Source organism: Crossiella sp. S99.2 (assembly GCF_023094165.1).
Taxonomy (GTDB): domain Bacteria; phylum Actinomycetota; class Actinomycetes; order Mycobacteriales; family Pseudonocardiaceae; genus Crossiella.
This window is the reverse complement of sequence record NZ_JALMDK010000002.1, coordinates 440802-462151: the sequence shown is the minus strand read 5'-3', so window position 1 is coordinate 462151 and position 21350 is coordinate 440802. Positions and strand designations below refer to the sequence as shown.

The window sequence follows — 21350 nt, the reverse complement described above, 5'->3', positions numbered from 1 at the left end:
GCGCAGAGCCGGATCCGTTGCTGCCACCGGAATTGCTGCCCCGCCCGGGGCTAGCTGCCCACCGGCAGATCCGCCGGAGTGACACCCGCGCTGCGCACGATGCGGTCGATTCGCTTGGCCGCCTCGTTCTCGCCCGGTTTCAGTGTGCGCAGCCGGATCGGCGGGCCCAGGTCCACCAGGGTCGGCACGTAGTCGGCGGTGACCTGCCAGGCGCCGTTGGACTCGGCGAAGCGGAAGCGGGCCAGCACGCCTTCCTCGGTGACGCCGCGGGGTTCCTCGTGTTTGGCGATGTGGTTGCCCAGGCCGTAGGCGACCCATTTGCCCGCGACCTTGGCGATGGGCTGCACGACGTGCGCGTGGTGGCCGATGATCAGGTCGATGGCCGGGTCGTCCAGAAGTTTGGCGGCCAGTTGTTTCTGCTCGGTGGTGGGGTCGTGGCGGTACTCGGTGCCCCAGTGCAGGCTGGCCAGGACGACCTCGGCGCCCGCGGCCTTGGTGGCGCGGGCCGCCTTGAGGACCGCTTCGGCGGAGATCTGGTTGGACAGCCAGGGTTTGTCGGCGGGGAGTTTGCGGCCGTTGAAGCCGAAGGTGTGCGAGATGTGGCCGACCTTGACGCCGTTGGCCTCGTAGATCACCGGTTTGGCCGCCTCGGGGGCGGTGCGGGCCGAGCCGGTGTGCTTCAGGCCGGCCGCGTCCAGGGCGTCCAGGGTGCGTTTCACGCCGTCGGGGCCCTGGTCCAGGGTGTGGTTGGAGGCGGTGGAGCAGGTGTCGTAGCCGGTGGTCTTCAGCGCGGTGACGACCTCGGGCGGGGCGTTGAAGTCGGGGTAGCCCTTGAACGGGCCGCCGGGGGCGGCGATGGGGACTTCCAGGTGGCAGATGGCCAGGTCGGCGCCGCTGATCGCGGTTTTCACGCCCTCGAACAGCTTGGTGTAGTCGCGGGCGCCGTTGCCGTCGGTGGTGGCCTGGGCGGTCAGCGCCGGGTGGATCAGCACGTCGCCGGTGGCAGCGACGGTGAAGGCGCGCGGCGGCGGGGCGGCGGCCGCGGCGGAGCTGGTCGGCTGCGCGGCAGAGGTCGGACCGGGCGGGGGCGCCGCGTCGCTGCCGCAGGCGGTCAGCACCAGGGTGGCGGCCGCGAGGGCGGCGGTCAGGGGTCCGCGCATTTCACGACGCTAGCCCCTGACCGCATCCGGGCCGGGTCCGGGGCGGGCTCGGGGGTCTCCCTGATCCGCCGGAACGCCCCGCGGGCGAACCTTGAGTCATGTTCGACAACACGACCTACAGCGAGACGGGACAGCCCGTGAAGAAGCTGCGCCGGAGCCGGACCGACAAGATGCTCGCTGGTGTGTGCGGCGGGATCGGCAAGCTGCTGGGCATCGACGCGGCGATCATCCGCATCGTGCTGGTGGCCGCCACCCTGCTGGGCTTCGGCACCGGCGCCGTCATCTACCTCATCTGCTGGATCGTCATGCCCGAAGAGACCGCCGCCTGATCACCTCGGCCAGCCCTGCACATCGGGCCGGCGCTGCCAGGGTCGAGGGCCGTCGAGGGGTCGGTACTCGACGCCGAGCGCGTCCAGCCTGGGCAGGTGGTGCTCGGTGAGGCGGCGCAGGAACCCCGGTTCGTCGCGGGCCTCGGGGCTCCACACCACCTCGGCGAACGCGGCCAGCCTGGGGAAGGCCGCGTAGTCCAGCCGCCGGGGCGAGTCCAGGTGCTCGGTCCACAACTGGGCCTGCGCGCCGAGCACGTGCGCGGCCGCGTCCGGGTCCAGCCCGGCCGGGACCGGCTCGTAGCCGTAGACATCGGTGACCGTGCGGACGAACCCGACCGGGATCGGCTCCTCCGGATGGTCGGACTGCCGGTGGTCCAGATACACCTTCTGCTCCGGGCACATCACCACGTCGTGCCCGGCCTTGGCCGCCGTGGCGCCGGCTTGTTCGCCGCGCCAGGAGGCCACCACCAGACCGGTCGGCACCTCGCCGACCTCGGTGATCTCGTCCCAGCCGAACGCCTTGCGGCCGTGGCCCGCCAGGTGCTCGGCGAGCTGACGCAGGAACCAGCCGTGCAGGCCCGGCTCATCGGCCAGGCCCAGTTCGGCGATCCGGCGCTGCGCCTCGGGGCTGCGCCGCCACTGCACCAGCGGCACCTCGTCGCCGCCGATGCCGATCACCTCGGCCGGGAAGACCTCGACCACCTCGTCGAGCACGTTCCGGAAGAACTGGACCGTCTCGTCGCGGACGTTGAGCACGTTGTCGTTGATGCCCCACCGGGTCCACACCCCGATCGGCTGGTCCAGGTTGCCAAGCGCAGGGTAGGCCGCGATGGCCGCCTGGGTGTGGCCGGGCACGTCGATCTCCGGCACCACCGTGATGCCGAGTCCGGCCGCGTAGCCGACGATCTCGCGCAGGTCGTCCTTGGTGTAGAAACCGCCGTGCGGGCGGGCGTCGTAGTTGCCGCGCTGCCACGGCCCGACGCCGGAGCGCTCCCGCCAGCCGCCGACCTCGGTCAGCCGCGGGTAGCGCTCGATCTCCATCCGCCAGCCCTGGTCATCGGTGAGATGCAGGTGCAGCACGGAGAACTTGTGCGCGGCGAGCAGGTCGAGGAAGCGCAGCACCCCGTCCTTGGGCAGGAAATGCCTTGCCACATCCAGTAAACAGCCGCGCCAGCCGAACCGGGGCCGGTCCCGCAGGTGGCCGTTGGGCAGCAGCCACGCTCCATTGTGGACACTGGAGCGGCGGAACGCGGCCGGGCCGAAGAGCTGACGCAGGGTCTGTGCGGCGTGCCGGGCGCCGGGCAGCGCGCCGGCGTGCACGTCCGCCGCCTTCTCGGTGATGTCGAGGGTGTATTCCTCCGCACCGAGCCGCTCGTCCAGGCCGAACCGGATCTCCGGACCGTCCACTTCGGACGAATCAAGCGGGAAACCCGTTGCCGCGCCGAGGTTGTGCCGCAGCCAGTTCGCCGCGGCGGCCAGTGCCGGGTCGGCCCGGATCGCGGCGCCGGGCCGCAGCTCGAACTCGCCGGGGGCGCGGGTGGCCTCGTGCGGGCGGGGCAGCAGCACATCGAAGGACGGGGTCACACTCATCCCTTCACCGCCCCGGCCAGGCCGGAGACGAGCCGTCGTTGCACGAAGATGAAGAAGATCAGCACCGGGATGGTCATCAGGGTGGAGCCCGCCATGATCGCGCCCCAGTCGTTCTGATCCGGCTTGAAGAAGGTGAGGATGGCCAGCGGCAGCGTCTGGTTCTCCTCGGCGGAGATGATGAAGGTCTTGGCGAAGAGGAAGTCGTTCCAGGCGTGGATGAACGACAGCACGCTGGTGGCCACCAGACCCGGCGCGACCAGCGGGAAGAGCACCTGCCAGGTGAACCGGAACCGGCTGGCCCCGTCCAGGGTGGCCGCCTCCTCCAGCTCCACCGGCACCGCGGCCACGAAACCGCGCAGCATCCAGATCGCGAACGGCAGGCCGAAGGCCAGGTGCACCAGCATCAGCGAGCCGAGGTGGTTGAGCCCGAAGGCCGGGGCCACGTCGCCGACCTGGCGCATCAGGAAGAACAGCGGCACGGTCAGCGCCTCCACCGGCACCAGCTGCGCCACCAGCAGCATCACCAGCAGCGTGGTGCGGCCCTTGAAGCGGAAGCGGGTCAGCGCGGTGGCGGCCAGGAAGGAGCACAGCAGCGCCACGGTCACCACCACCAGCGCGACCACCACGCTGTTGAGGAAGTAGCGGCCGAAGTTCTCCACGGTGAGGACCTTGGTGAAGCTCTCCAGGCTGGGCGCGAAGGTCCACGGGCGCGGCGAGGTGGAGAGCACCTCGCTGGTCGGTTTGAGCGCGGAGAGCACCATCCAGTACAGCGGGAAGGCCACCACCAGCGCGATCAGCACGGTGACGATCTCGGCCACCATGCGGCCGGGTCGTTTCACAGCTCCTCCCCGCTCCTGCGCAGCGCGCGCAGGTAGAGCACGATGACGCCGAGCAGCAGCACGGTCATCACCACGCCGATCGCCGAGCCGAGGCCGTATTCGCTGGCGGCGAAGGCTTTCTGGTAGGCGTAGACGTTGAGCACCAGGTTCTGCCCGGCCACCCCGCCACCGCCGGTCATCACGTAGATCTGGGTGAAGAGCTTGAAGTCCCAGATGATCGACTGGATGGTCACGATGATCAGCAGCGGCCGCAGCAGCGGCAGGATCACGCTGGTCATGGTGCGCACGGTGGACGCGCCGTCCAGCGCCGCGGCCTCCAGCACCTCACCGGGGATCGCCTTGATCCCGGCGTAGAGGGTGACCATGACGAACGGGAACGAGCACCACACCACCTGGGCGGCGACCAGGCCGAAGGCCACGTACTTGTCGTAGGTCCAGGAGTAGCTGGCGAACCCGTCCAGGCCGACCCCGGTCAGGATCTCGTTGACCAGCCCGAAATCGGTGTCGAAGAGGAACAGCCAGACCGTGGACCCGGCCACCGCCGGGGTGGACCAGGCGCCGATCGCGGCCAGGAACAGGATCATCCGCGGCACCGTGCGCACCCGGGTGGCCAGCAGCGCCAGCGCCCCGCCGACCAGCAGGGTGGCCACCACGCAGAACCCGGCGAAGAGCACGGTCTGCAGCAGCACCTGCCAGAACTGCGGATCACCCAGCAGCGCCTGGTAGTTGCCCAGGCCGAGGAACTCCAGCGCGGCCCCGCCGCTGGCCTGTTCCTGGCCGTAGTCGAACAGCGAGATCAGCACCAGCTGGTAGATCGGGTAGCCGAGCAGCCCGCCCAGCACCAGCAGGGTGGGCAGCAGGTAGCCGATCGCGGCCCGGCCGTCCCGTTTTCCCTTGCGCCGCACAGGTTTCCCCGCGGCCCCCGGTGACGGGGCGGCTGCCGTCACCGGGGTCAGGGTGCCTTGGCTCACGAAGTGAAGGCCGTGTTCATCAGCTTGGCCGCCTCGGCGGTGGCGTCCTCGACGGTCTTCGCCTTGGTGACCACCTGCTGGATCATGTTGGGCAGCACGGTCTGCGCGTCGATCTTGGCCCAGGCCGCGGTGACCGGCACGAAGCGGGTGCCCGCCTCCAGGGTGGCGATGAACGGCTTGGTGAACTGGTCGTTGCCGGAGACTTCGCGCTGCACGTCGGTGAAGGTCGGCAGGTTGCCCATCGCGGTGTACATCTGGCGCTGGTACTTCTTGCCGGCCAGCAGCTGCAGGAAGTCCTTGGCCAGGGTGCGCCGCTCGGTGGAGCGGGTGATGCCGAGCAGGTTGCCACCGGCGAAGGCGGGCGCGATCGACCCGGCGGTCTCCCCCGGCAGCGGAACCACGGCGAACTTGCCCTTCACCGCACCGGCCTCCACCGCCTTGCGGTTGAAGTCGCCGCCGATGGTCATCGCGGCCTTGCCGGAGACGAAAGCCTGCACGCTGGCGTCGCCGCCGTTGGGCGCGCACGCCGAGGGCGGGCAGATGTCGTCGCTGATCAGCTCGGCGTAGCGACCCAGTCCGGCCCGGCTCTGCGCGCTGTCCATGGCGGCGGAGAACTTGCCGCCGTCGGCCTTGGCCAGGTCGCCGCCCGCGGACCAGACGAAGGGCAGCATGCCGTAGGTGTACTTGCCGCCGACGGAGATGCCGTACAGCTCGGGCTTGGCCTTGCGGATCTGCCGGGCCAGCGGGGCCAGCTCGGCCAGGGTCTTCGGCGGCTGCAGGCCCAGCTCGGTGAAGACGTCGGTGCGGTAGTAGAGCGCGCGCACGCCGACGAACCAGGGCACGCCGTAGGTCTTGCCCTCGACCTTGCCGGTGTCCAGGATCTTGGGCGCCAGATCGGCCGCCTCGGACCAGTTGCCGAGGTCACTGGAGAGGTCGGCGAAGCCACCGGCGGCCACGTAGTTGGCCAGGTCGGTGTTGCCGAACTCGGCCACGTCCGGGGCGCTCTTGGCGTCGCTGAAGGCCGCCTTGAAGCGTTCGGCCCTACTGTTGACCTGGATGTACTGCACGTCGACGGTGACACCGGCGTGGGAGGCGGTGAACTCCTTGATGGCCTCGTTGACCACCGCTTCCTTGGGCGCGCGGTTGACCTCGTCGAAGAGCCAGACCCGCAGGGTGCCGTCCTTGGCGTCCTTCGCCGAGCCGGTCGGACCGGACTGCACCGGCGCACAGCCGACCGTGGCCAGCCCGACCAGCGCGGCCACCGCCGCAAGCCGTCTGATCGTCATGAAGACCTCCACACCTGGCGATGTTGCACAATGCGCAATGGTCATTTCGCATAAAGCAACGAGATGCAGGCGATGGTATGGCCCGAAACAGGCTCGAACAAGGGTCTAGACCATCCCAATTGCCCCGGAACAGCAGCACGCCCGCGGGACGGAGGGTTCGTCCTACGGGCGCGCGTGATGGTTTTGGAGACGGCTCAGCCGTCGGTCGTCCTTGGAGACGGCTCAGCCGTCGGTCATCCCTGGGACGGCTCAGCCGTCGACGAGGCCGCGCCACCCGGCGACCGCGGTGGCGTCCACCGGACTGTCCCAGCCCCCGGCCCGCGCCGGCCCGCCGACGTGGAAGTGACTGACCCCCGCGGCCAGCAGTTCCGGCACATGCTGTTGCTTCAACCCGCCGCCGACCAGCAGCGCCAGTCCATCGGCCGCCTGCCGGTCGGCCAGCTTCCGCAGCAGCGGCAACCCGTCGGTCACGCCCGCCGGGGCGCCCGCGGCCAGCACGGTGTCGCAGCCGAGCCCCGCGACCACGGCCCAGGCCGCCACCGAGTCGGCCGCGTTGTCCAGCGCCCGGTGGAAGGTCCAGGCCGCCCCGGCCAGCTCACCGAGCAACGCCTGGCAGGCCACCAGGTCCACCGCGCCGTCGGCGTCGAGGAACCCGAGCACGAACTCGGTCGCCCCCGCCGCGCGCAGTTCCGCCGCGTCCCGGCGCAGCCGGTCCAGATCCGCGGGCGCGTACCCGGCGGCGTCCCGCAGCATGACCCGCACCGGCAGATCGGTGGCCGCGAGCACCGAGCGCACGGTGGCCGCGCTGGGTGTGAGCCCCCCGGCGTCCATCCCGGAGACCAGCTCCAGCCGATCGGCCCCACCCGCCTGCGCGGCCTCGGCGTCCCGGGCGTCCAGCGCGATGACCTCCAGCAACGTCATGCCGGACAGCCTAACGTGGTCTAGACCTTCTGCGGATCGACCGTTCAGCGGCGAGCGAGGTACCCCTTGTCGATCAGCCAGGCCACATTGAGGTGGCCCTCCCCCGGCAACAACGTCCGGTCCAGCTTGATCTGGCTGCCCCGTCCCCGCTGCTCGAACCACGGCGCGATGGTCCCCTGCCACACCGGGAACTCCTTGAGCACCTGGTAGGTGTGGTAGTTGCACCGGTAGGCGGCGTCGAAGGTGAACAGGCTCTGCGGCGGCAACGCCCGCTGGCTGTAGTGCGCACCCCGCGGCGCCAGGAACTGCCCGCCCTCACTGCCAAAGCGGTCCAGCTTGTAGCCCGGGAGCAGCCGGTGCACCCGCTTGATGGGCGTGCCGTCGGGCCGCAACAGGAAGCCGTCCTGCGGCGGGTACTTCCAGCTGGTGGCGGCGGTGTCCCAGTACTTGGCGAGGAAGCCGGCCGCGTCGAGCTTGCCGAACCGTTGGTAGCCCGCGACCAGTCGGCCGACCGGGTGTTCCGCTACCCGGGGCAGGGTTTCCGGGCCGAGCCGGTTGTCGCCCTGGTAGGTGCCCGCGCAGGCCAGTGGCGCGTCGGCCAGCGCGGGGGATGCCGCGCCGAGTAGGACGGTGAGGCTGGTGAGCAGGGTGGTGAGGAAGGTGGCGAGCAATCGACGACCCCGCACAGGCGCTCCTTCTGGAAGACGATCACGACGGGATCATCCTGGCGGGGCGGGGATGGCACGGAGGTACCTGAGGTCACACGGAGGGGGAAGACCACTCGGGCGGGGGAACGCCGACAGGCGGCGCCATTCCGTCCACTTGGGCCAACTCGGCGTTCCACTTGGGCCAACGTGGCGTACGACTTGGGCCAACTCGGCGTCCGGAACGGCCAACTCGGTGTACCAGAACGGCCAACACTCGGGTTTGGGTATGGGCAAGCCCCCGGTCTCAGTGCAGGTGGACCGGGGGCTTGCTGGTGTTCAGTTGTTCAGCTGGGCTGGATCAGAAGTCCATCTCGCCGCCGCCGGGGGCGGCGGGAGCGGCAGCGTTCTTTTCCGGCTTCTCGGCGACGACGGCCTCGGTGGTCAGGAACAGACCAGCGATGGACGCGGCGTTCTGCAGAGCGGAGCGGGTGACCTTGGCCGGGTCGATGATGCCGGCCTTGATCAGGTCCTTGTACTCGCCAGTGGCGGCGTCCAGACCCTCGCCCGGCTTCAGGCCCTTGACCTTCTCCACCACAACGCCGCCCTCAAGGCCGGCGTTGATGGCGATCTGCTTCAGCGGAGCCTCGACCGCGACCTTGACGATGTTCGCGCCGGTCGCCTCGTCGCCCTCAAGCCCAAGACCCGCGAAGGCGGTCTCGGCGGCCTGGAGCAGCGCGACGCCGCCACCGGCGACGATGCCCTCTTCCACGGCGGCCTTGGCGTTGCGGACGGCGTCCTCGATGCGGTGCTTGCGCTCCTTGAGCTCGACCTCGGTGGCCGCGCCCGCCTTGATGACCGCAACGCCGCCGGCCAGCTTGGCCAGGCGCTCCTGCAGCTTCTCGCGGTCGTAGTCGGAGTCGCTCTTCTCGATCTCGGCGCGGATCTGGTTGACCCGGCCCTGGATCGCGTCGGCGTCGCCGCCGCCCTCGACGATGGTGGTCTCGTCACGGGTGACGACCACCTTGCGGGCCTTGCCCAGCAGCGAGATGTCGGCGTTGTCGAGCTTGAGGCCGACGTCCTCGCTGATGACCTGGCCGCCGGTCAGGGTGGCCATGTCCTGCAGCATCGCCTTGCGGCGGTCGCCGAAGCCAGGGGCCTTGACGGCGACGGACTTGAAGGTGCCGCGGATCTTGTTGACGACCAGGGTGGCCAGGGCCTCGCCCTCGACGTCCTCGGAGATGATGACCAGCGGCTTGCCGGTCCCCATGACCTTCTCCAGCAGCGGGAGCAGGTCCTTCACCGAGGCGATCTTCGAGCCGTAGAGCAGGATGTAGGGGTCCTCCAGGACCGCTTCCTGACGCTCGGTGTCGGTGACGAAGTAGCCGGAGGTGTAGCCCTTGTCGAAGCGCATGCCCTCGGTGAGCTCAAGCTCGAGCCCGAGGGTGTTGCTCTCCTCGACGGTGATGACACCTTCCTTGCCGACCTTGTCCATGGCCTCGGCGATCAGCTCGCCGATGGTGGTGTCGGCCGCGGAGATGGACGCGGTGGCCGCGATCTGCTCCTTGGTCTCGACCTCCTTGGCGGACTTCAGCAGCGCCTCGGCGACGGCCTCGACGGCCTTCTCGATGCCGCGCTTGAGCGACATCGGGTTGGCGCCGGCCGCCACGTTGCGCAGGCCCTCGCGAACCAGGGCCTGGGCGAGCACGGTGGCGGTGGTGGTGCCGTCACCGGCGACGTCGTCGGTCTTCTTCGCTACTTCCTTGACCAGCTCGGCCCCGATCTTCTCCCACGGGTCCTCAAGCTCGATCTCCTTCGCGATGGAAACACCATCGTTGGTGATCGTCGGCGCGCCCCACTTCTTTTCGAGCACGACGTTGCGGCCCTTGGGGCCGAGGGTCACCTTGACGGCATCGGCGAGGGTGTTCATGCCGCGCTCGAGTCCTCGGCGGGCGTCCTCGTCGAACGCGATCATCTTGGCCATTGCGGTGTGGTCCTCCGGTAGTGGATGACACGGGTGCACGGCCAGGCTCGGTGCCCGCGACGGACGACCTGACGGCAGCGCCCCAGTGGTGGGGATGCCGACGGCCTCACCGTCCCGACCTGGCACTCACTGTCGGCGAGTGCCAAGTTCGTGTTTAGCACTCGACCGGAGCGAGTGCAAGCCGCCGGGCTGTTCGCCCAGCTCAGGCCACCGCGAGGACGATCACCACGACGACCACGATCAGCGCCACCACCGCCAGCACCGGGATCAGCCAGCGGCCGCCGACCTCCGGGGAGCTGCTGTTGCCGAAGGCGGTCGGCCCCGCCGCCATCGGCGGGCGCAGCCGCACCGGTTCGGCGGGCTGGCCGGGCGGCCGGTAGCCCGGCTGCGGCATGGCGTAGGCGGGCGGCGGCTGCACCGGGTTGGGCCCGGTGGGCGGGTGCGCGGGCGGCTGCACCGGGACCGGCCCGGTCGGCGGCCGCAGCGCCTGGTGCGCGCCGGTCGGCGTGGCCTGCTGCGGAACGCTGCCCGGGGTCCGGACCTGCGGCGGGGTGTTCTGCTGGGCCACCGCGGCGAGCGCGCCGCGGGCGGCGGAGATCAGTTCCCGGCAGTTGGCGAAGCGCTTGGCCGGGTCCTTGGACATGCCGCGCCGCACCACCGCGTCGATCGCCGGCGGCAGCACGACCAGCCCGGTCACCGCGGGCACCTCGGTGGCCAGGTGGCCCTGGATCACCTCGGGCACCTTGCCCTGGTAGGGCGGGCGGCCGGTCAGGCAGGCGAAGAGCACGCAGGCCAGCGAGTAGGCGTCGGTGCGCGGGTCGACCGGCTCACCGCGCAGGTGCTCCGGCGCGGCGTAGGTCGGCGAGCCGAGGAAGTCCCCGCCCCTGGTCCGGTGGCCGGTGGCGCCGCGGCGGGTCAGGCCGAAGTCGGCCAGGTAGACGTGCTCGCCGGAGGACTCGCGGGTGGTGACCAGCACGTTGGCCGGCTTGATGTCCAGGTGCACCAGGCCCTTGCCGTGCAGGTTGTCCAGCGCCTCGGCGACCTGCTGCAGCAAGGTCAGCGCGCGCACCGGCGCGATCGGGCCGTCCTTGATCAGGCTGGCCAGGTCGGCGCCGTCGACGAAGCGCATGGCGATGTAGAGGAAGCCGTCGGTCTCGCCGAAGTCGTAGAGCGGCACCACGTGCGAGTGGTCGATGGCCGAGGTGTTGCGCGCCTCGTCCACGAACCGCTCGCGGAATTCCGCGTCCACGGTCAGATGGTCGGCGATCACCTTGAGCGCGACCTTGCGCCCGAGCCGCACATCGGTGGCCCGGTACATGGTGCTCATGCCACCGTGGCCGATGACTCCGTCGATGCGGTAATGGCCGAGACGGCGTCCGGTGAGGTCTTCCGACACGGGACGCAGCCTAGCCGCTGGCCCGGAGCTAGGTGGCCTTGCGTACCTCTTCGGCCTGCTGCCTGCCGTCGCGTCCGGCTTTGACCTCGAACTCGACCCGGTCACCCTCGTTGAGGGACCGGTAGCCGTCCATCTGGATCGCGGAGTAGTGCACGAAGACGTCGGCTCCGCCGTCGGTGGCGATGAAGCCGTAGCCCTTCTCCGCGTTGAACCACTTGACCGTGCCTAAAGCCACGAGATCCTCCCGGCCACGCGCTGAACCCGGTCAACGCTACCGGAGCGCGGCCGTCGGCGTCAGCGGCAGAACAACCGGCTCAGCCGCGGGAAACCGTTGCGGCAGCACGCAACCAGCTCGCCAGCCCACGCGGGTCGCGGCTCTGCGCGAGCACCTCGCCCGGTCCGGCGAAGTCGAACACCAGGCCCTCGCCGGTGCGGATGGACTGGCTGCCGTTGTGCGTGGCCGCGCGCAGCCGGACCTGCACGGTGTCGGCGTAGGCCAGCACGTGCCCGGGGTCCATGGTGATCAACTCGCCCGCCTTGAGCGTGACCACCTCCAGCGCGCCGCAGGCGGCCAGCACCAGCGGGCCCTGGCCCAGGACGTGGGTGAGGAAACCGCCCTCGCCGCCGAAGAGCGCCTGCAGGCCGGTCCACTCCGGGTCGAACTGCACGGTGGCCGGGGCGGCCAGCCACGCGGTGCGGCTCAGGCACCAGCCGATCTTGCCGTCCAGCTCCAGCACGTGCAGGTCGCCGGGCAGGCTCGGCGCGAGATCGACCCAGCCGCCCTGGGCCGGCGCGGTGTAGAGCGCCACCGCCGGGCCCTCGGCGCCGAGCGCGGCCCTGGTCAGCGACTTCAGGAAGCCGCCCTGAGCACGGGCGTCGATCGCCATGCCGTAGCTGGTCGCCACCATCCGGCCCGGTTCGGCGAGCACGACCTCGCCTGGGGCCAGCAACAGCCGGGCGACGCCGAAATACGGAGTGTGACGAGTACGGACCTGCACGAGATCCGAGTCTGGCACGAACAGACCCCGGGCGGCTCGCCGGATGGAGATCCGGGAGGTAAGGATGAGCACGTGAGCACGTCATCCGCAGCCCTGGTCGAGGTCGAGGCGCACAAGGCCAGGGTCTGCTCGCTGCTGGGCACCACCCCGGTGGAGCGCCGTCCGCTGGCCGAGTGCCTCGACCTGGTGCTGGCCGAGGAACTGCTGTCCCCGGTGGCCCTGCCGCCCTTCGACAACTCGGCCATGGACGGCTATGCCGTGCACTCCGGCGAGCTGGCCGGGGCCAGTCCGGAGGCGCCGGTGGAGCTGCTGGTCGCCGAGGACATCCCGGCCGGGCGCACCGACGAGCTGTCCCTGCTCGGCGGCACCGCGCACCGGATCATGACCGGCGCACCGGTGCCGGTGGGCGCGGACGCGGTGGTGCAGGTGGAGTGGACCGACGGCGGCATGCCGAGGGTCCGGGTGCACCGCGAGGTCCGGCCCGGGATGAACATCCGCCGCGGTGGTGAGGACGTGCTGGCCGGGACCAGGGTGCTGGCCGCGGGCTCGCTGCTGGGCGCGGCCGAGCTGGGGCTGGCCGCCGCGGTCGGGGTGTCCGCGCTGCCGGTGTTCCGGCCGCCGCGGGTGCTGGTGCTCTCCACCGGCTCGGAGCTGGTGGAACCGGGCCGGGCGCTGCGGCACGGCGAGATCTACGAGTCCAACGGGATCATGCTGGCCACCGCGGTGCGCCAGGCCGGCGGACAGCCCGAGCTGCTGCGATTCGTGCCCGACGACGTGGACGCCTTCCACGCCGCGCTCGCCCCGCACCTGTCCACGGTGGACCTGGTGCTGACCTCCGGCGGGGTCAGCGCGGGCGCGTACGAGGTGGTCAAGGACGCGCTGAGCGGGCACGGGGTGGAGTTCACCAAGGTGGCCATGCAGCCCGGCATGCCGCAGGGCGCGGGCTGGTACCGCGGCGTGCCGGTGGTCTCGCTGCCGGGCAACCCGGTGAGCGCGCTGGTCTCCTTCGAGGTGTTCCTGCGGCCCGCGCTGCTGGCCGCCCGCGGTGCGGTGGACACCGAGCGGCCGCGGCTGACCGCCCGGCTGGCCGAGGGGCTCAAGGCACCCGCCGGACGTCGGCAGTTCCGCCGCGGCCGCTACGACGCGGCGGCGGGCACGGTGGCCATGGCCGGTGGTCCCGGTTCGCACCTGCTCTCGGCGATGGCGCAGGCCAACTGCCTGATCGACGTGCCGGAGGAGGTCACCGAACTGGCCGCGGGCGACCCGGTGACCGTGCTGCTCACCAGATAAAGGACTGCTAACGCCGGGGTTGTCCCCCGAAAGGGTGAGGGCCAGACTCCGCCGGGTGCATGCTGCTTTTCGAGCCGGACTGTCGGTGACGCTGCTGCTGGCGTTCCCGTTCGTCGTCGTTGGGGTGGGTGCGGGCGGGGTCGCGGCGGGCATCGCGGTGGGCGGGCGGCCCGGTGCGCAAATCGCGCTGCTCGGCCTGGGTGTGCTCATCGCCCTGGGCTTCGCGCTGGTCAGCGCGTTGAGCACCCGGCTGGCCGCGCCGAGCGGGCCGAAGCTGACCCAGCGGGACCAGCCCGAACTGTGGCGCACCGTGGCGGACCTGGCCGAACTTGCGGGGACCCGGCCGCCGGATGAGATCACGCTGGTCGGCGAGGTCAACGCGGCCGTGCGGGAGGACAGCAGACTGCTCGGCCTGCGCGCGGGCAGGCGCCACCTGCTGATCGGCCTGCCACTGCTGGCCGGGCTCACCGTGGCCGAACTGCGCGCGGTGCTCGCGCACGAACTGGGCCACTACGGCCGGGGGCACACCCGGCTGGCCGCGGTCACCTACCGCGGCGCGGAGACGCTGGCGCGCACCGTCGACCGGCTGGACCGCGGCCCGGTGCGCTGGGTGCTCGACGGCTACGCCCGGCTGTACGCGCTGGTCGCCAAGGCCGCCACCCGCGCGCAGGAGTTGCAGGCGGACCAGGTCATGGTGGCCACCGCGGGCCGGGAGGCCGCGGCCAACGCGTTGCGCGCGGTCAGCACGCTCGGCCCGGCCTGGGCGGCGTTCAACCGCCGCTACGCCCGGCTGGCCATCGAGACCGACCGCACCCCGGACCTGCTGCTGGGCTTCCACGCCTTCCTGGTGCACCCAGCGCAGCGCGACTGGCTGGGTGAGCTGGTCGAACAGGTGCTGGACAACGAACCGGAGTCACCCTTCGACACCCACCCCAGCCTGCGTCGCAGACTGGCCGCCATCGCGGAGGCCGAGGAGCCGTCCTACGACTCCGACGCCCGCCCGGCCTGGGTGCTGCTCTCCGAACCACGCACCACCGTGCCCACGCTGGAGTCCGCGCTGATCGCCCGCGAACTCGGGCCCAGGGCCAGCTGGACCGACATCGTCCGGCTGGCCGGGGCGGCTGATGCCCGGCACGGGGCCGGGCTGCTGGCCAAGGCGGTGGTGGACAGCGGTCAGGGCCGCACCGGCGCGATCGGCGAGGTGGTGCAGGCACTGCGCCGGGGCCGGGTGGCGGAGCTGGCCGAGCCGGTGCGCTGGCCGGGCGCCACCGACGAGGAGGTGGTCACCGAGCTGCTGGCCGATGTGGTGGTCACCGCGCTGATCGAGTCCGGCCGGGCCTATCACGACCTGGACTGGGGCGGGCCCTGGCAGGTGCGGCTGGCCGACGGCCGCCGCTTCGACGCGACCAAGCTGACCGGCCCGCCGGTGGCCGACCGGAACCTGGTGGACGCGCTGGGCCGCAACCTGCAGGCCCTGGGCGTGCCGCCGCAGTTCCGCTGCCCGCTCGACCCGGAGGAAGAGGTGCGGGAGACCGAGCCAGCGCTGGTCGGCGTGTTCAGCTCGCTGCAACTCGGCCGCGCGCCCAAGGACCTGCTGGTCTACACCAGCGGCCTGCTGGTGCTGCCGCTGTCCCGCTGGGTCTGGTTCAAACGCGGCTTCGCCGGGCTGATCGGCGGCTCGGAACGGATGGAGCGCAAGCGAATCGCGCTGCTCACCGAACGCGGCTATCCCGCGCTGTGCGAAGCCAAGGGCGCGGACTGGATCTCGCTGGAGGAGGTCTCCGGCGGCTCCTTCACCACCAAACGCACCGTGGGCTACCTCAACATCGAGTTCGCCCAGGGCGCCCCGCTGCAATTCGCGATCACCAACTTCGCCGAGGACTACGGCGACGCGCACGCGGGCCTGCGGGCGTTCTTCCAGGCCAAGGCCGCTGTGTAACGGGACTTGCCCAGCGCGGCGACGGGACGGCACACTGCCCCAGCCAGTACATCGGGGGCTGGCGAACTCCCTGTCACCCTGCCCGCTCCCGGAGGTCTCAGGTGCGTGTGCCCATGCGCGCCGCGGCGGCGCTCGTGCTGTTGGTCGGCTTCTTTGTCCTGGTCCTCGCGCTGACCGTCGGTCTGGCCGCGTTCGCGATCTGGCTCTTCGCCGGTGGTCACGGACCGGCCGGGATCAAGGTCGGCTTCGCCGCGGCCGCGGTGGCCATCGCGGTCGGCGCGGCCGTGCGCACCGTGCTCAAGGTGCGCAACGAGCCCTACGGCGCCCAGTTGCCGCGCGCGGACTACCCGGAGCTGTGGCGCACCGTGGACGAACTGGCGGTGGCCGCGGACACCCGCGGTCCGGACGACATCCGGCTGGTGCCCGAGGTCAACGCCGCGGTCTGGGAGGACAGCAGGCTGCTCGGCCTGAAGTCCGGCACCCGGTACCTGATGATCGGCCTGCCGCTGCTGGCCGGGCTGAACGTGGCCGAGCTGCGCGCGGTGCTCGCGCACGAGCTGGGCCACTACAGCCACGGGCACACCAAGCTGTCCGCGCTGACCTACCGGGCCACCGGCGCGCTGGAGAAGACCGTCGAGGAACTCGGCAACGGCCCGGTGCGCTGGGTGCTCTCCGGCTACGCCCGGCTCTACGCGATGGTCGCCGGGGCATCCAACCGGGCGCAGGAACTCCAGGCCGACGCGGCCTCGGTGACCGCCGCGGGCAAGGGCGCCACCGCCAGCGCGCTGCGCAGGCTGCCGGTGCTGGACGTGGCCTGGGAGGGCTACCGGGAGGACTTCGTGTCCATGGCACCCCCGGTCGGACGCACGCCGGAGCTGCTCGCCGGGTTCCGCGCCTACCTCGGCGACGAGCACCGCAAGCAGCGGATCGCCGAGTTTCAGGACCAGCTCATCGACGCCGAGTCCAGCTCGGTCTTCGACAGCCACCCGCCGGTGCGGGTCCGGGTGGCCGCGCTGGCCAAGCTGCCGGACGTGCCGCCGATGACCGATGTCCGGCCGGCCTGGGCGCTGCTCGGCGCGGCGGAGCGGGTGCCGGTGCTGGAACAGGAGCTGCTGGCCGACGGCCTCGGCCCGCGGGCGAGCTGGGCGGAGATCGTCGAGCTGGCCGGGACCAAACACGTCACCGGCAACGCCGGGGTGCTGGCCAAGGTCGCCACCGACGGCGGGTTCACCACTTCCGGCGGGCTGGGCGAACTGCTCGACGTGGTGCAGCGCGGACAGGGCGCGCAGCTGGTCGACCCGCTGCTCGGCCAGGGCCTCCCGCCTGGTCAGCGACCTGAGGCGGCCCAGCGCACGCTGATCCAGCTGCTCGGCGACACCGCGCTGACGCTGCTGGTCCGGCAGGGCAAGGCCGGCTTCGAGCTGGACTGGGGCAGCCAGTGGGTGGTCCGGCACGCCGACGGGACCGAGCTGGAGGTGCACGAGCGGATCGTCACCGCGCTGGCCGAGGACGACCTGGCCGGGCTGCGGGACTGGCTGACCGGGCTGGGCGTGCCGCTGACCGAGGCGGTGGAGCAGGTCGACTTCGAGCTGCGCCCCAAGGTGCTCGGGCTGTTCACCGCGGTCAAGTCCGGCGACGGCCGGTTCGACCTGTTCGTCTGCGACGACGGCCTGCTGCTGGTGCCGCTGGAACGGGCGGGCGCGCTCACCCGCGGCCTGACCGACGCGCTGGGCCGGGGCGGCCGGCAGGAGTCCGAGCGGCTGGACGCGCTGCTCGCCGAGGGCTTCAGCGAGCTGCGGGAACGGCCGGACAGCCGGTGGATCGGCATCGAGGACATCGTCAGCGGCAAACTCGGCCCGCGCCCGTGGGGCTGGACGGTGGAGCTGAAGCTGACCGGCGGCGAGCTGAGTGTGCGCAGCACCACCGACACCGACGACCACGGCGAGCCGTATGAGGGCCTTGGCGCGCTGCTCGCCCATCGGGCACAGGTCGCGGAAGCGGCCGCCGGGACGCCGTAAATGTCGGTTCGGCTACCGTTTGGCGTCCCCACGCCACCGACACCAGGACGAGCCGACACCGATGACTGACGATTCGCGACCCCGCTCCGGCACGATCGCCCACTTCCTTGATCTGGCCAAGAGCACGGTCCCGCCGATGCACCCGGGTGGCAGGCCGTTCGTGGCAGGCGCGTTCCTCGCCTCGCTGCTGCTGCGCCGGTTCTCCCGCAAGGCCGGGGTGCTCGGCATGATCGTCACGGCCTGGGTGGCCTGGTTCTTCCGCGAGCCCAAGCGGGTCGCCCCGGCGCGCACCGACGTGGTCACCGCGGCCGCCGACGGCACCGTGTACCTGGTCGACACCGCGGTGCCGCCGGCCGAGCTGGACTGGGGCAGCGAGCCGGTGCAGCGGGTCAGCGTGTTCCTGTCCGTCTTCGACGTGCACGTGCAGCGCGCGCCGGTGGCCGGGGAGATCCGGCAGGTGGCCTACCGGCCCGGCAAGTTCCTCTCCGCCGACCTGGACAAGGCCAGCGAGGACAACGAGCGCAACTCGCTGCTGATCCGCACCGACGCCGGCGCCGAGGTCGTGGTGGTGCAGATCGCCGGGCTGGTCGCGCGCCGGATCCTGTGCCAGGTCAACGCGGGTCAGCGGGTCGAGGTCGGCCAGACCTACGGCCTGATCCGGTTCGGCTCCCGGGTGGATGTCTACCTGCCCAAGGGCAGCAAGGTGCTCATCGCCCAGGGCCAGCGCACCATCGGCGGGGAGACGGTACTGGCCGAGCTTCCCGCGGGCGCCTGAGATGCCCGCGCGCACCGCACCCGGGGTGCGGCTACTACCCAACGCGATCACCGTGCTGGCGCTGTGCGCCGGCCTGTCCGCGGTGCAGTTCGCCCTGCAGAAGCAGTTCCACTTCGCGGTGATCGCCATCGGCGCGGCCGCGATCTTGGACAGCCTGGACGGCAGGCTGGCCCGGATGCTGGACGCCACCTCCAAGATGGGCGCCGAGCTGGACTCGCTGGCCGATGCCATCTCCTTCGGCGTCGCGCCCGCGCTGGTGCTCTTCGTCTGGGGCTTCGAGGGCAACCCGACCGGCTGGACCGCGGCCCTGGTCTACGTGGTGTGCATGGTGCTGCGGCTGGCCCGGTTCAACACCCTGCTCGATGACACCGAGCAGCCGCCGTTCACCAAGGAGTTCTTCGTCGGCGTGCCTGCCCCGGCCGGCGCGCTGGTGGCGATGCTGCCGCTGGTGGTCTCGCTGGAGACCTACAAGGGCTGGTGGACCCACCCGGTCGCGCTCTACATCTGGATGGTCTTCATCGCGGGCCTGCTGATCAGCCGGGTGCCCACGCTCTCGCTGAAGACGGTCAAGGTCTCGCCGAAGGCCATCGCGCCGCTGCTGGCGCTGGTCTGCATCGCCGCCGCGATCGTGATCAACTACCCGTTCCTGCTGCTCGCGGTGGCCGCGATCGTGTACCTGGCGCACGTGCCGTACGCGATCTACCGCTACCACTGGCTGGCCGGTCACCCCGAGGCCTGGGACGTCCCGGCCAAGGAGCGGCGGGCGATCCGGCGCAGCACCCGGCGGCTGGGCCTGCGCCCGCCGCTGCGCCGCCGGGTGGCCGGCGCCGCGGCCAAGGCGGTCCGGCGGGGCCGGCGCAACGCCGAGGGCGACCTGCTGGTGACCCCGGATCCCCCGGACGGGCAGCGCGGCAACTGGCGGCAGCTCGGGTTGCGCCGCACCGAACGCCGACGCCGGGACTCGCGGCCCGACTAGTGTCGTCAGCGTGATCACGCTGACCGTTCGGCACTCCCCGTCGGCCCTGGACACCCGCCGTGGCGTGGTGCGCCTGCACCCGGAGGTGCTGGACGCGCTCGGGCTGCGGGCCTGGGACGCGGTCCGGCTCACCGGCACCAGGGTGACCGCGGCACTGGCCGCGGCCGCCGACGCAGGCGTGCCCACCGGCGTGCTGCTCACCGACGACATCACCATGTCCAACCTGGGCCTGACCGAGGGCTCGGAGGTGGTGGTGGCGCCGGTGCAGGTGGCCGCGGCCCGCGCGGTCACCGTGTCCGGGTCCCGGCTGGCCAGCACCGGGGTCTCGCCGGAGACGGTGCGGCTGGCGCTGATCGGCAAGGTCATCACCACCGGCGACGCGGTGTCGTTGCTGCCCCAGGACCTGGCCCCGCCGCCCGAAGCCGATGTCAGCACCGCCCGGCGGAAGCTGTCCCAGGCGATCGGGCTGACCTGGACCAACGAACTGCTCACCATCACCGCCACCGAACCCGACGGCGTGGTCGCGGTGCAGCCCTCCACCGTGGTCAGCTGGCGGGACGGCGCCCGTACCGGCGAACCACCCGCCGCGGCCCGGCCCACCTTGCCCGCGCCAGTGGCCATCGCGCCGCCCATGCCCGCCGCGCCGCCGGTGCCGGTGGCCGATCTGGTGGGCGCGCAGGACGCGGCCCGGCGGCTCACCGAATGGCTCGAACTCTCCTTCCGCCGCCCCGAACTGCTCGCCAGGCTCGGCGCGTCCGCCCGGCTCGGCGTGCTGGTCAGCGGGCCGGAAGGAGTCGGCAAGTCCACCCTGGTGCGCTCGGTGGCCGCCGCGGTGGAGGCCGAGGTGATCGAACTGATCGCGCCCAGCGCCGCCGCCCTGGAACCGGCCGCGGCCAGTCAGCGCGCGCACGACGCGATCAGCGCCGCGGTGGCCAAGGCCCGGCGCAGCACCCCGTGCGTGCTGCTCATCGCCGACATCGAGGCGCTGCTGCCGGCCAACGACCCGCCGCCGCTGGCCACCGTGGTCCTGGACGCGCTGCACGCCGCGGTGGACACCCCCGGCCTGGCCATCGTGGCCACCACCGCCGCCCCCGAGGGCACCCACCCCAAGCTGCGCGATCCCGACCTGGTCGACCGCGAGCTGACCGTGCCGCCGCCGGATGCCCGCACCCGCACCGAACTGCTGCGCGTGCTGCTCCGCGAGGCCCCCCTCCAAGACGGCGTCGACCTGTCCGTGGTCGCCGAACGCACCCCCGGTTTTGTGGTCGCCGACCTGGTCGCGCTGCGCCGGGACGCCGCGGTCCGGGCCGCGCTGCGGCAGCGGGAGACCGCCGAACCGCGGATCGGCCAGGAAGACCTGCTCGGCGCGGCGCAGACCGTGCGGCCGATCTCCATGTCCGCCTCGGACGCCCTCGCCACCGGCGGGCTGACCCTGGACGACGTCGGCGACATGACCGAGGTCAAGCAGGCGCTCACCGAGTCGGTGCTGTGGCCGTTGCAGTACCCGGACTCCTTCGCCCGGCTCGGCGTGCAGCCCCCGCGCGGCGTGCTGCTGTACGGGCCGCCAGGGTGTGGCAAGACCTTCCTGGTGCGCGCGCTGGCCGGGTCCGGGCGGGTCAACGTCATGTCGGTCAAGGGCGCCGAGCTGATGGACAAGTGGGTCGGCGAATCCGAACGCGCGGTCCGCGAACTATTCCGCCGGGCCGCCGACGCCGCGCCCACCCTGCTGTTCCTGGACGAGGTGGACGCGCTCGCCCCGCGCCGCGGCCAGTCCTCGGACTCCGGGGTCGGCGACCGGGTGGTGGCTGCGCTGCTCACCGAACTCGACGGGGTCGAACCACTCAACGACGTGGTGATCATCGGCGCCACCAACCGGCCCGAACTCGTCGACCCGGCGCTGCTGCGGCCCGGACGGCTGGAGCGCCTGGTCTACGTGCCGCCGCCGGATGCGCAGGCGCGTACCGAGATCCTCAAGTCGGCGGCCCGGCACACCCCGCTGACCGCCGAGGTCGACCTGACCGCGCTGGCGCTGGAACTGGACGGCTACTCCGCCGCCGACTGCGCCGCGCTGATCAGGGAGGCCGCGCTGACCGCGATGCGCGAGTCCCTGGACGCCGCCGAGGTCACCCCGGCGCACCTGGACAGCGCGCGCAAAGCGGTCCGCCCGTCCCTGGACCCGGTCCAGCTGGCCAACCTGGCCGCCTACGCCGACCGGCACCGCCAGGGCGGCTGAG

Annotated in this window: 18 protein-coding genes; 7 read left to right on the top strand and 11 right to left on the bottom strand. The window is 71.8% G+C overall.

Going from position 1 to position 21350, the window contains the following annotated elements:
• Nucleotides 1-50 precede the first annotated feature (50 nt).
• Entirely contained in the window at nucleotides 51-1160 is a 1110-nt protein-coding gene (locus tag MZC64_RS08670; RefSeq protein ID WP_247761521.1) for a CapA family protein, read from the bottom strand.
• Nucleotides 1161-1258: 98 nt separating this feature from the next.
• On the opposite strand from MZC64_RS08670, the gene MZC64_RS08665 reads away from it, so the two are divergent.
• Nucleotides 1259-1489, top strand: coding sequence for a PspC domain-containing protein (locus MZC64_RS08665; RefSeq protein WP_185001422.1), 231 nt, complete (start codon nucleotides 1259-1261; stop codon nucleotides 1487-1489).
• On the opposite strand, the gene MZC64_RS08660 is transcribed toward MZC64_RS08665, so the two are convergent.
• From MZC64_RS08660 to MZC64_RS08615, 10 genes are all read right to left on the bottom strand, one after another.
• Nucleotides 1490-3079, bottom strand: a complete 1590-nt coding sequence (locus tag MZC64_RS08660) for a beta-N-acetylhexosaminidase (RefSeq protein WP_247761520.1) — start codon at nucleotides 3077-3079, stop codon at nucleotides 1490-1492. It abuts the gene before it with no gap.
• Nucleotides 3076-3900 (bottom strand): carbohydrate ABC transporter permease, encoded by an 825-nt coding sequence (locus tag MZC64_RS08655; RefSeq protein WP_247761665.1) that lies wholly within the window; start codon nucleotides 3898-3900, stop codon nucleotides 3076-3078. Before MZC64_RS08655 ends, MZC64_RS08660 begins: the two co-directional genes overlap by 4 nt.
• Before the next feature lie 14 nt (nucleotides 3901-3914).
• Nucleotides 3915-4865, bottom strand: a complete 951-nt coding sequence (locus tag MZC64_RS08650; RefSeq protein WP_247797666.1) for a carbohydrate ABC transporter permease — start codon at nucleotides 4863-4865, stop codon at nucleotides 3915-3917.
• A 20-nt stretch (nucleotides 4866-4885) separates the two neighbouring features.
• Nucleotides 4886-6175 (bottom strand): extracellular solute-binding protein, encoded by a 1290-nt coding sequence (locus MZC64_RS08645; RefSeq protein ID WP_247761519.1) that lies wholly within the window; start codon nucleotides 6173-6175, stop codon nucleotides 4886-4888.
• A 249-nt stretch (nucleotides 6176-6424) separates the two neighbouring features.
• Nucleotides 6425-7096, bottom strand: a complete 672-nt coding sequence (locus MZC64_RS08640) for a copper homeostasis protein CutC (RefSeq protein WP_374205661.1) — start codon at nucleotides 7094-7096, stop codon at nucleotides 6425-6427.
• Nucleotides 7097-7140: 44 nt separating this feature from the next.
• Nucleotides 7141-7782, bottom strand: a complete 642-nt coding sequence (locus tag MZC64_RS48560) for a TNT domain-containing protein (protein WP_247761518.1) — start codon at nucleotides 7780-7782, stop codon at nucleotides 7141-7143.
• A 319-nt stretch (nucleotides 7783-8101) separates the two neighbouring features.
• Nucleotides 8102-9724, bottom strand: coding sequence for a chaperonin GroEL (gene groL / locus MZC64_RS08630; RefSeq protein ID WP_247761517.1), 1623 nt, complete (start codon nucleotides 9722-9724; stop codon nucleotides 8102-8104).
• A 202-nt stretch (nucleotides 9725-9926) separates the two neighbouring features.
• The gene (locus tag MZC64_RS08625) at nucleotides 9927-11120 is read right to left on the bottom strand and encodes a protein kinase (protein WP_247761516.1); all 1194 of its coding nucleotides are present in this window, start codon (nucleotides 11118-11120) and stop codon (nucleotides 9927-9929) included.
• A gap of 28 nt (nucleotides 11121-11148) precedes the next feature.
• Nucleotides 11149-11355 (bottom strand): cold-shock protein, encoded by a 207-nt coding sequence (locus MZC64_RS08620; RefSeq protein ID WP_185001414.1) that lies wholly within the window; start codon nucleotides 11353-11355, stop codon nucleotides 11149-11151.
• Between the two features lie 79 nt (nucleotides 11356-11434).
• On the bottom strand, nucleotides 11435-12118 hold the full coding sequence (locus MZC64_RS08615) for a TIGR00266 family protein (protein WP_247761662.1): 684 nt from the start codon (nucleotides 12116-12118) through the stop codon (nucleotides 11435-11437).
• A gap of 72 nt (nucleotides 12119-12190) precedes the next feature.
• Here MZC64_RS08615 and glp point away from each other — a divergent pair, with 72 nt between their 5' ends.
• The 6 genes from glp to MZC64_RS08585 all read left to right on the top strand — a co-directional run bounded on the left by glp (nucleotide 12191) and on the right by MZC64_RS08585 (nucleotide 21349).
• The gene (gene glp / locus MZC64_RS08610; protein WP_247761515.1) at nucleotides 12191-13408 is read left to right on the top strand and encodes a gephyrin-like molybdotransferase Glp; all 1218 of its coding nucleotides are present in this window, start codon (nucleotides 12191-12193) and stop codon (nucleotides 13406-13408) included.
• A 55-nt stretch (nucleotides 13409-13463) separates the two neighbouring features.
• On the top strand, nucleotides 13464-15347 hold the full coding sequence (locus MZC64_RS08605) for a M48 family metallopeptidase (protein ID WP_247761514.1): 1884 nt from the start codon (nucleotides 13464-13466) through the stop codon (nucleotides 15345-15347).
• Between the two features lie 113 nt (nucleotides 15348-15460).
• On the top strand, nucleotides 15461-17365 hold the full coding sequence (locus MZC64_RS08600; protein WP_247761513.1) for a M48 family metallopeptidase: 1905 nt from the start codon (nucleotides 15461-15463) through the stop codon (nucleotides 17363-17365).
• A 61-nt stretch (nucleotides 17366-17426) separates the two neighbouring features.
• Nucleotides 17427-18140, top strand: a complete 714-nt coding sequence (locus MZC64_RS08595; RefSeq protein ID WP_247761512.1) for a phosphatidylserine decarboxylase — start codon at nucleotides 17427-17429, stop codon at nucleotides 18138-18140.
• A gap of 1 nt (nucleotide 18141) precedes the next feature.
• Nucleotides 18142-19116 (top strand): CDP-diacylglycerol--serine O-phosphatidyltransferase, encoded by a 975-nt coding sequence (gene pssA / locus MZC64_RS08590; protein WP_247761511.1) that lies wholly within the window; start codon nucleotides 18142-18144, stop codon nucleotides 19114-19116.
• 10 nt (nucleotides 19117-19126) lie between these two features.
• Complete coding sequence (locus MZC64_RS08585) at nucleotides 19127-21349, top strand: AAA family ATPase (protein WP_247761510.1); 2223 nt, start codon at nucleotides 19127-19129, stop codon at nucleotides 21347-21349.
• The last annotated feature ends 1 nt before the right edge of the window (nucleotide 21350 follow it).

Coding starts and splice junctions, on each gene's coding strand:
- MZC64_RS08645 (WP_247761519.1), bottom strand. CDS start 6,175: ATGACGATCAGACGGCTTGCGGCGGTGGCCGCGCTGGTCGGGCTGGCC.
- groL (WP_247761517.1), bottom strand. CDS start 9,724: ATGGCCAAGATGATCGCGTTCGACGAGGACGCCCGCCGAGGACTCGAG.
- MZC64_RS08665 (WP_185001422.1), top strand. CDS start 1,259: ATGTTCGACAACACGACCTACAGCGAGACGGGACAGCCCGTGAAGAAG.
- MZC64_RS08660 (WP_247761520.1), bottom strand. CDS start 3,079: ATGAGTGTGACCCCGTCCTTCGATGTGCTGCTGCCCCGCCCGCACGAG.
- MZC64_RS08640 (WP_374205661.1), bottom strand. CDS start 7,096: ATGACGTTGCTGGAGGTCATCGCGCTGGACGCCCGGGACGCCGAGGCC.
- MZC64_RS08600 (WP_247761513.1), top strand. CDS start 15,461: ATGCGCGCCGCGGCGGCGCTCGTGCTGTTGGTCGGCTTCTTTGTCCTG.
- MZC64_RS08595 (WP_247761512.1), top strand. CDS start 17,427: ATGACTGACGATTCGCGACCCCGCTCCGGCACGATCGCCCACTTCCTT.
- MZC64_RS08670 (WP_247761521.1), bottom strand. CDS start 1,160: ATGCGCGGACCCCTGACCGCCGCCCTCGCGGCCGCCACCCTGGTGCTG.
- pssA (WP_247761511.1), top strand. CDS start 18,142: ATGCCCGCGCGCACCGCACCCGGGGTGCGGCTACTACCCAACGCGATC.
- MZC64_RS08655 (WP_247761665.1), bottom strand. CDS start 3,900: ATGGTGGCCGAGATCGTCACCGTGCTGATCGCGCTGGTGGTGGCCTTC.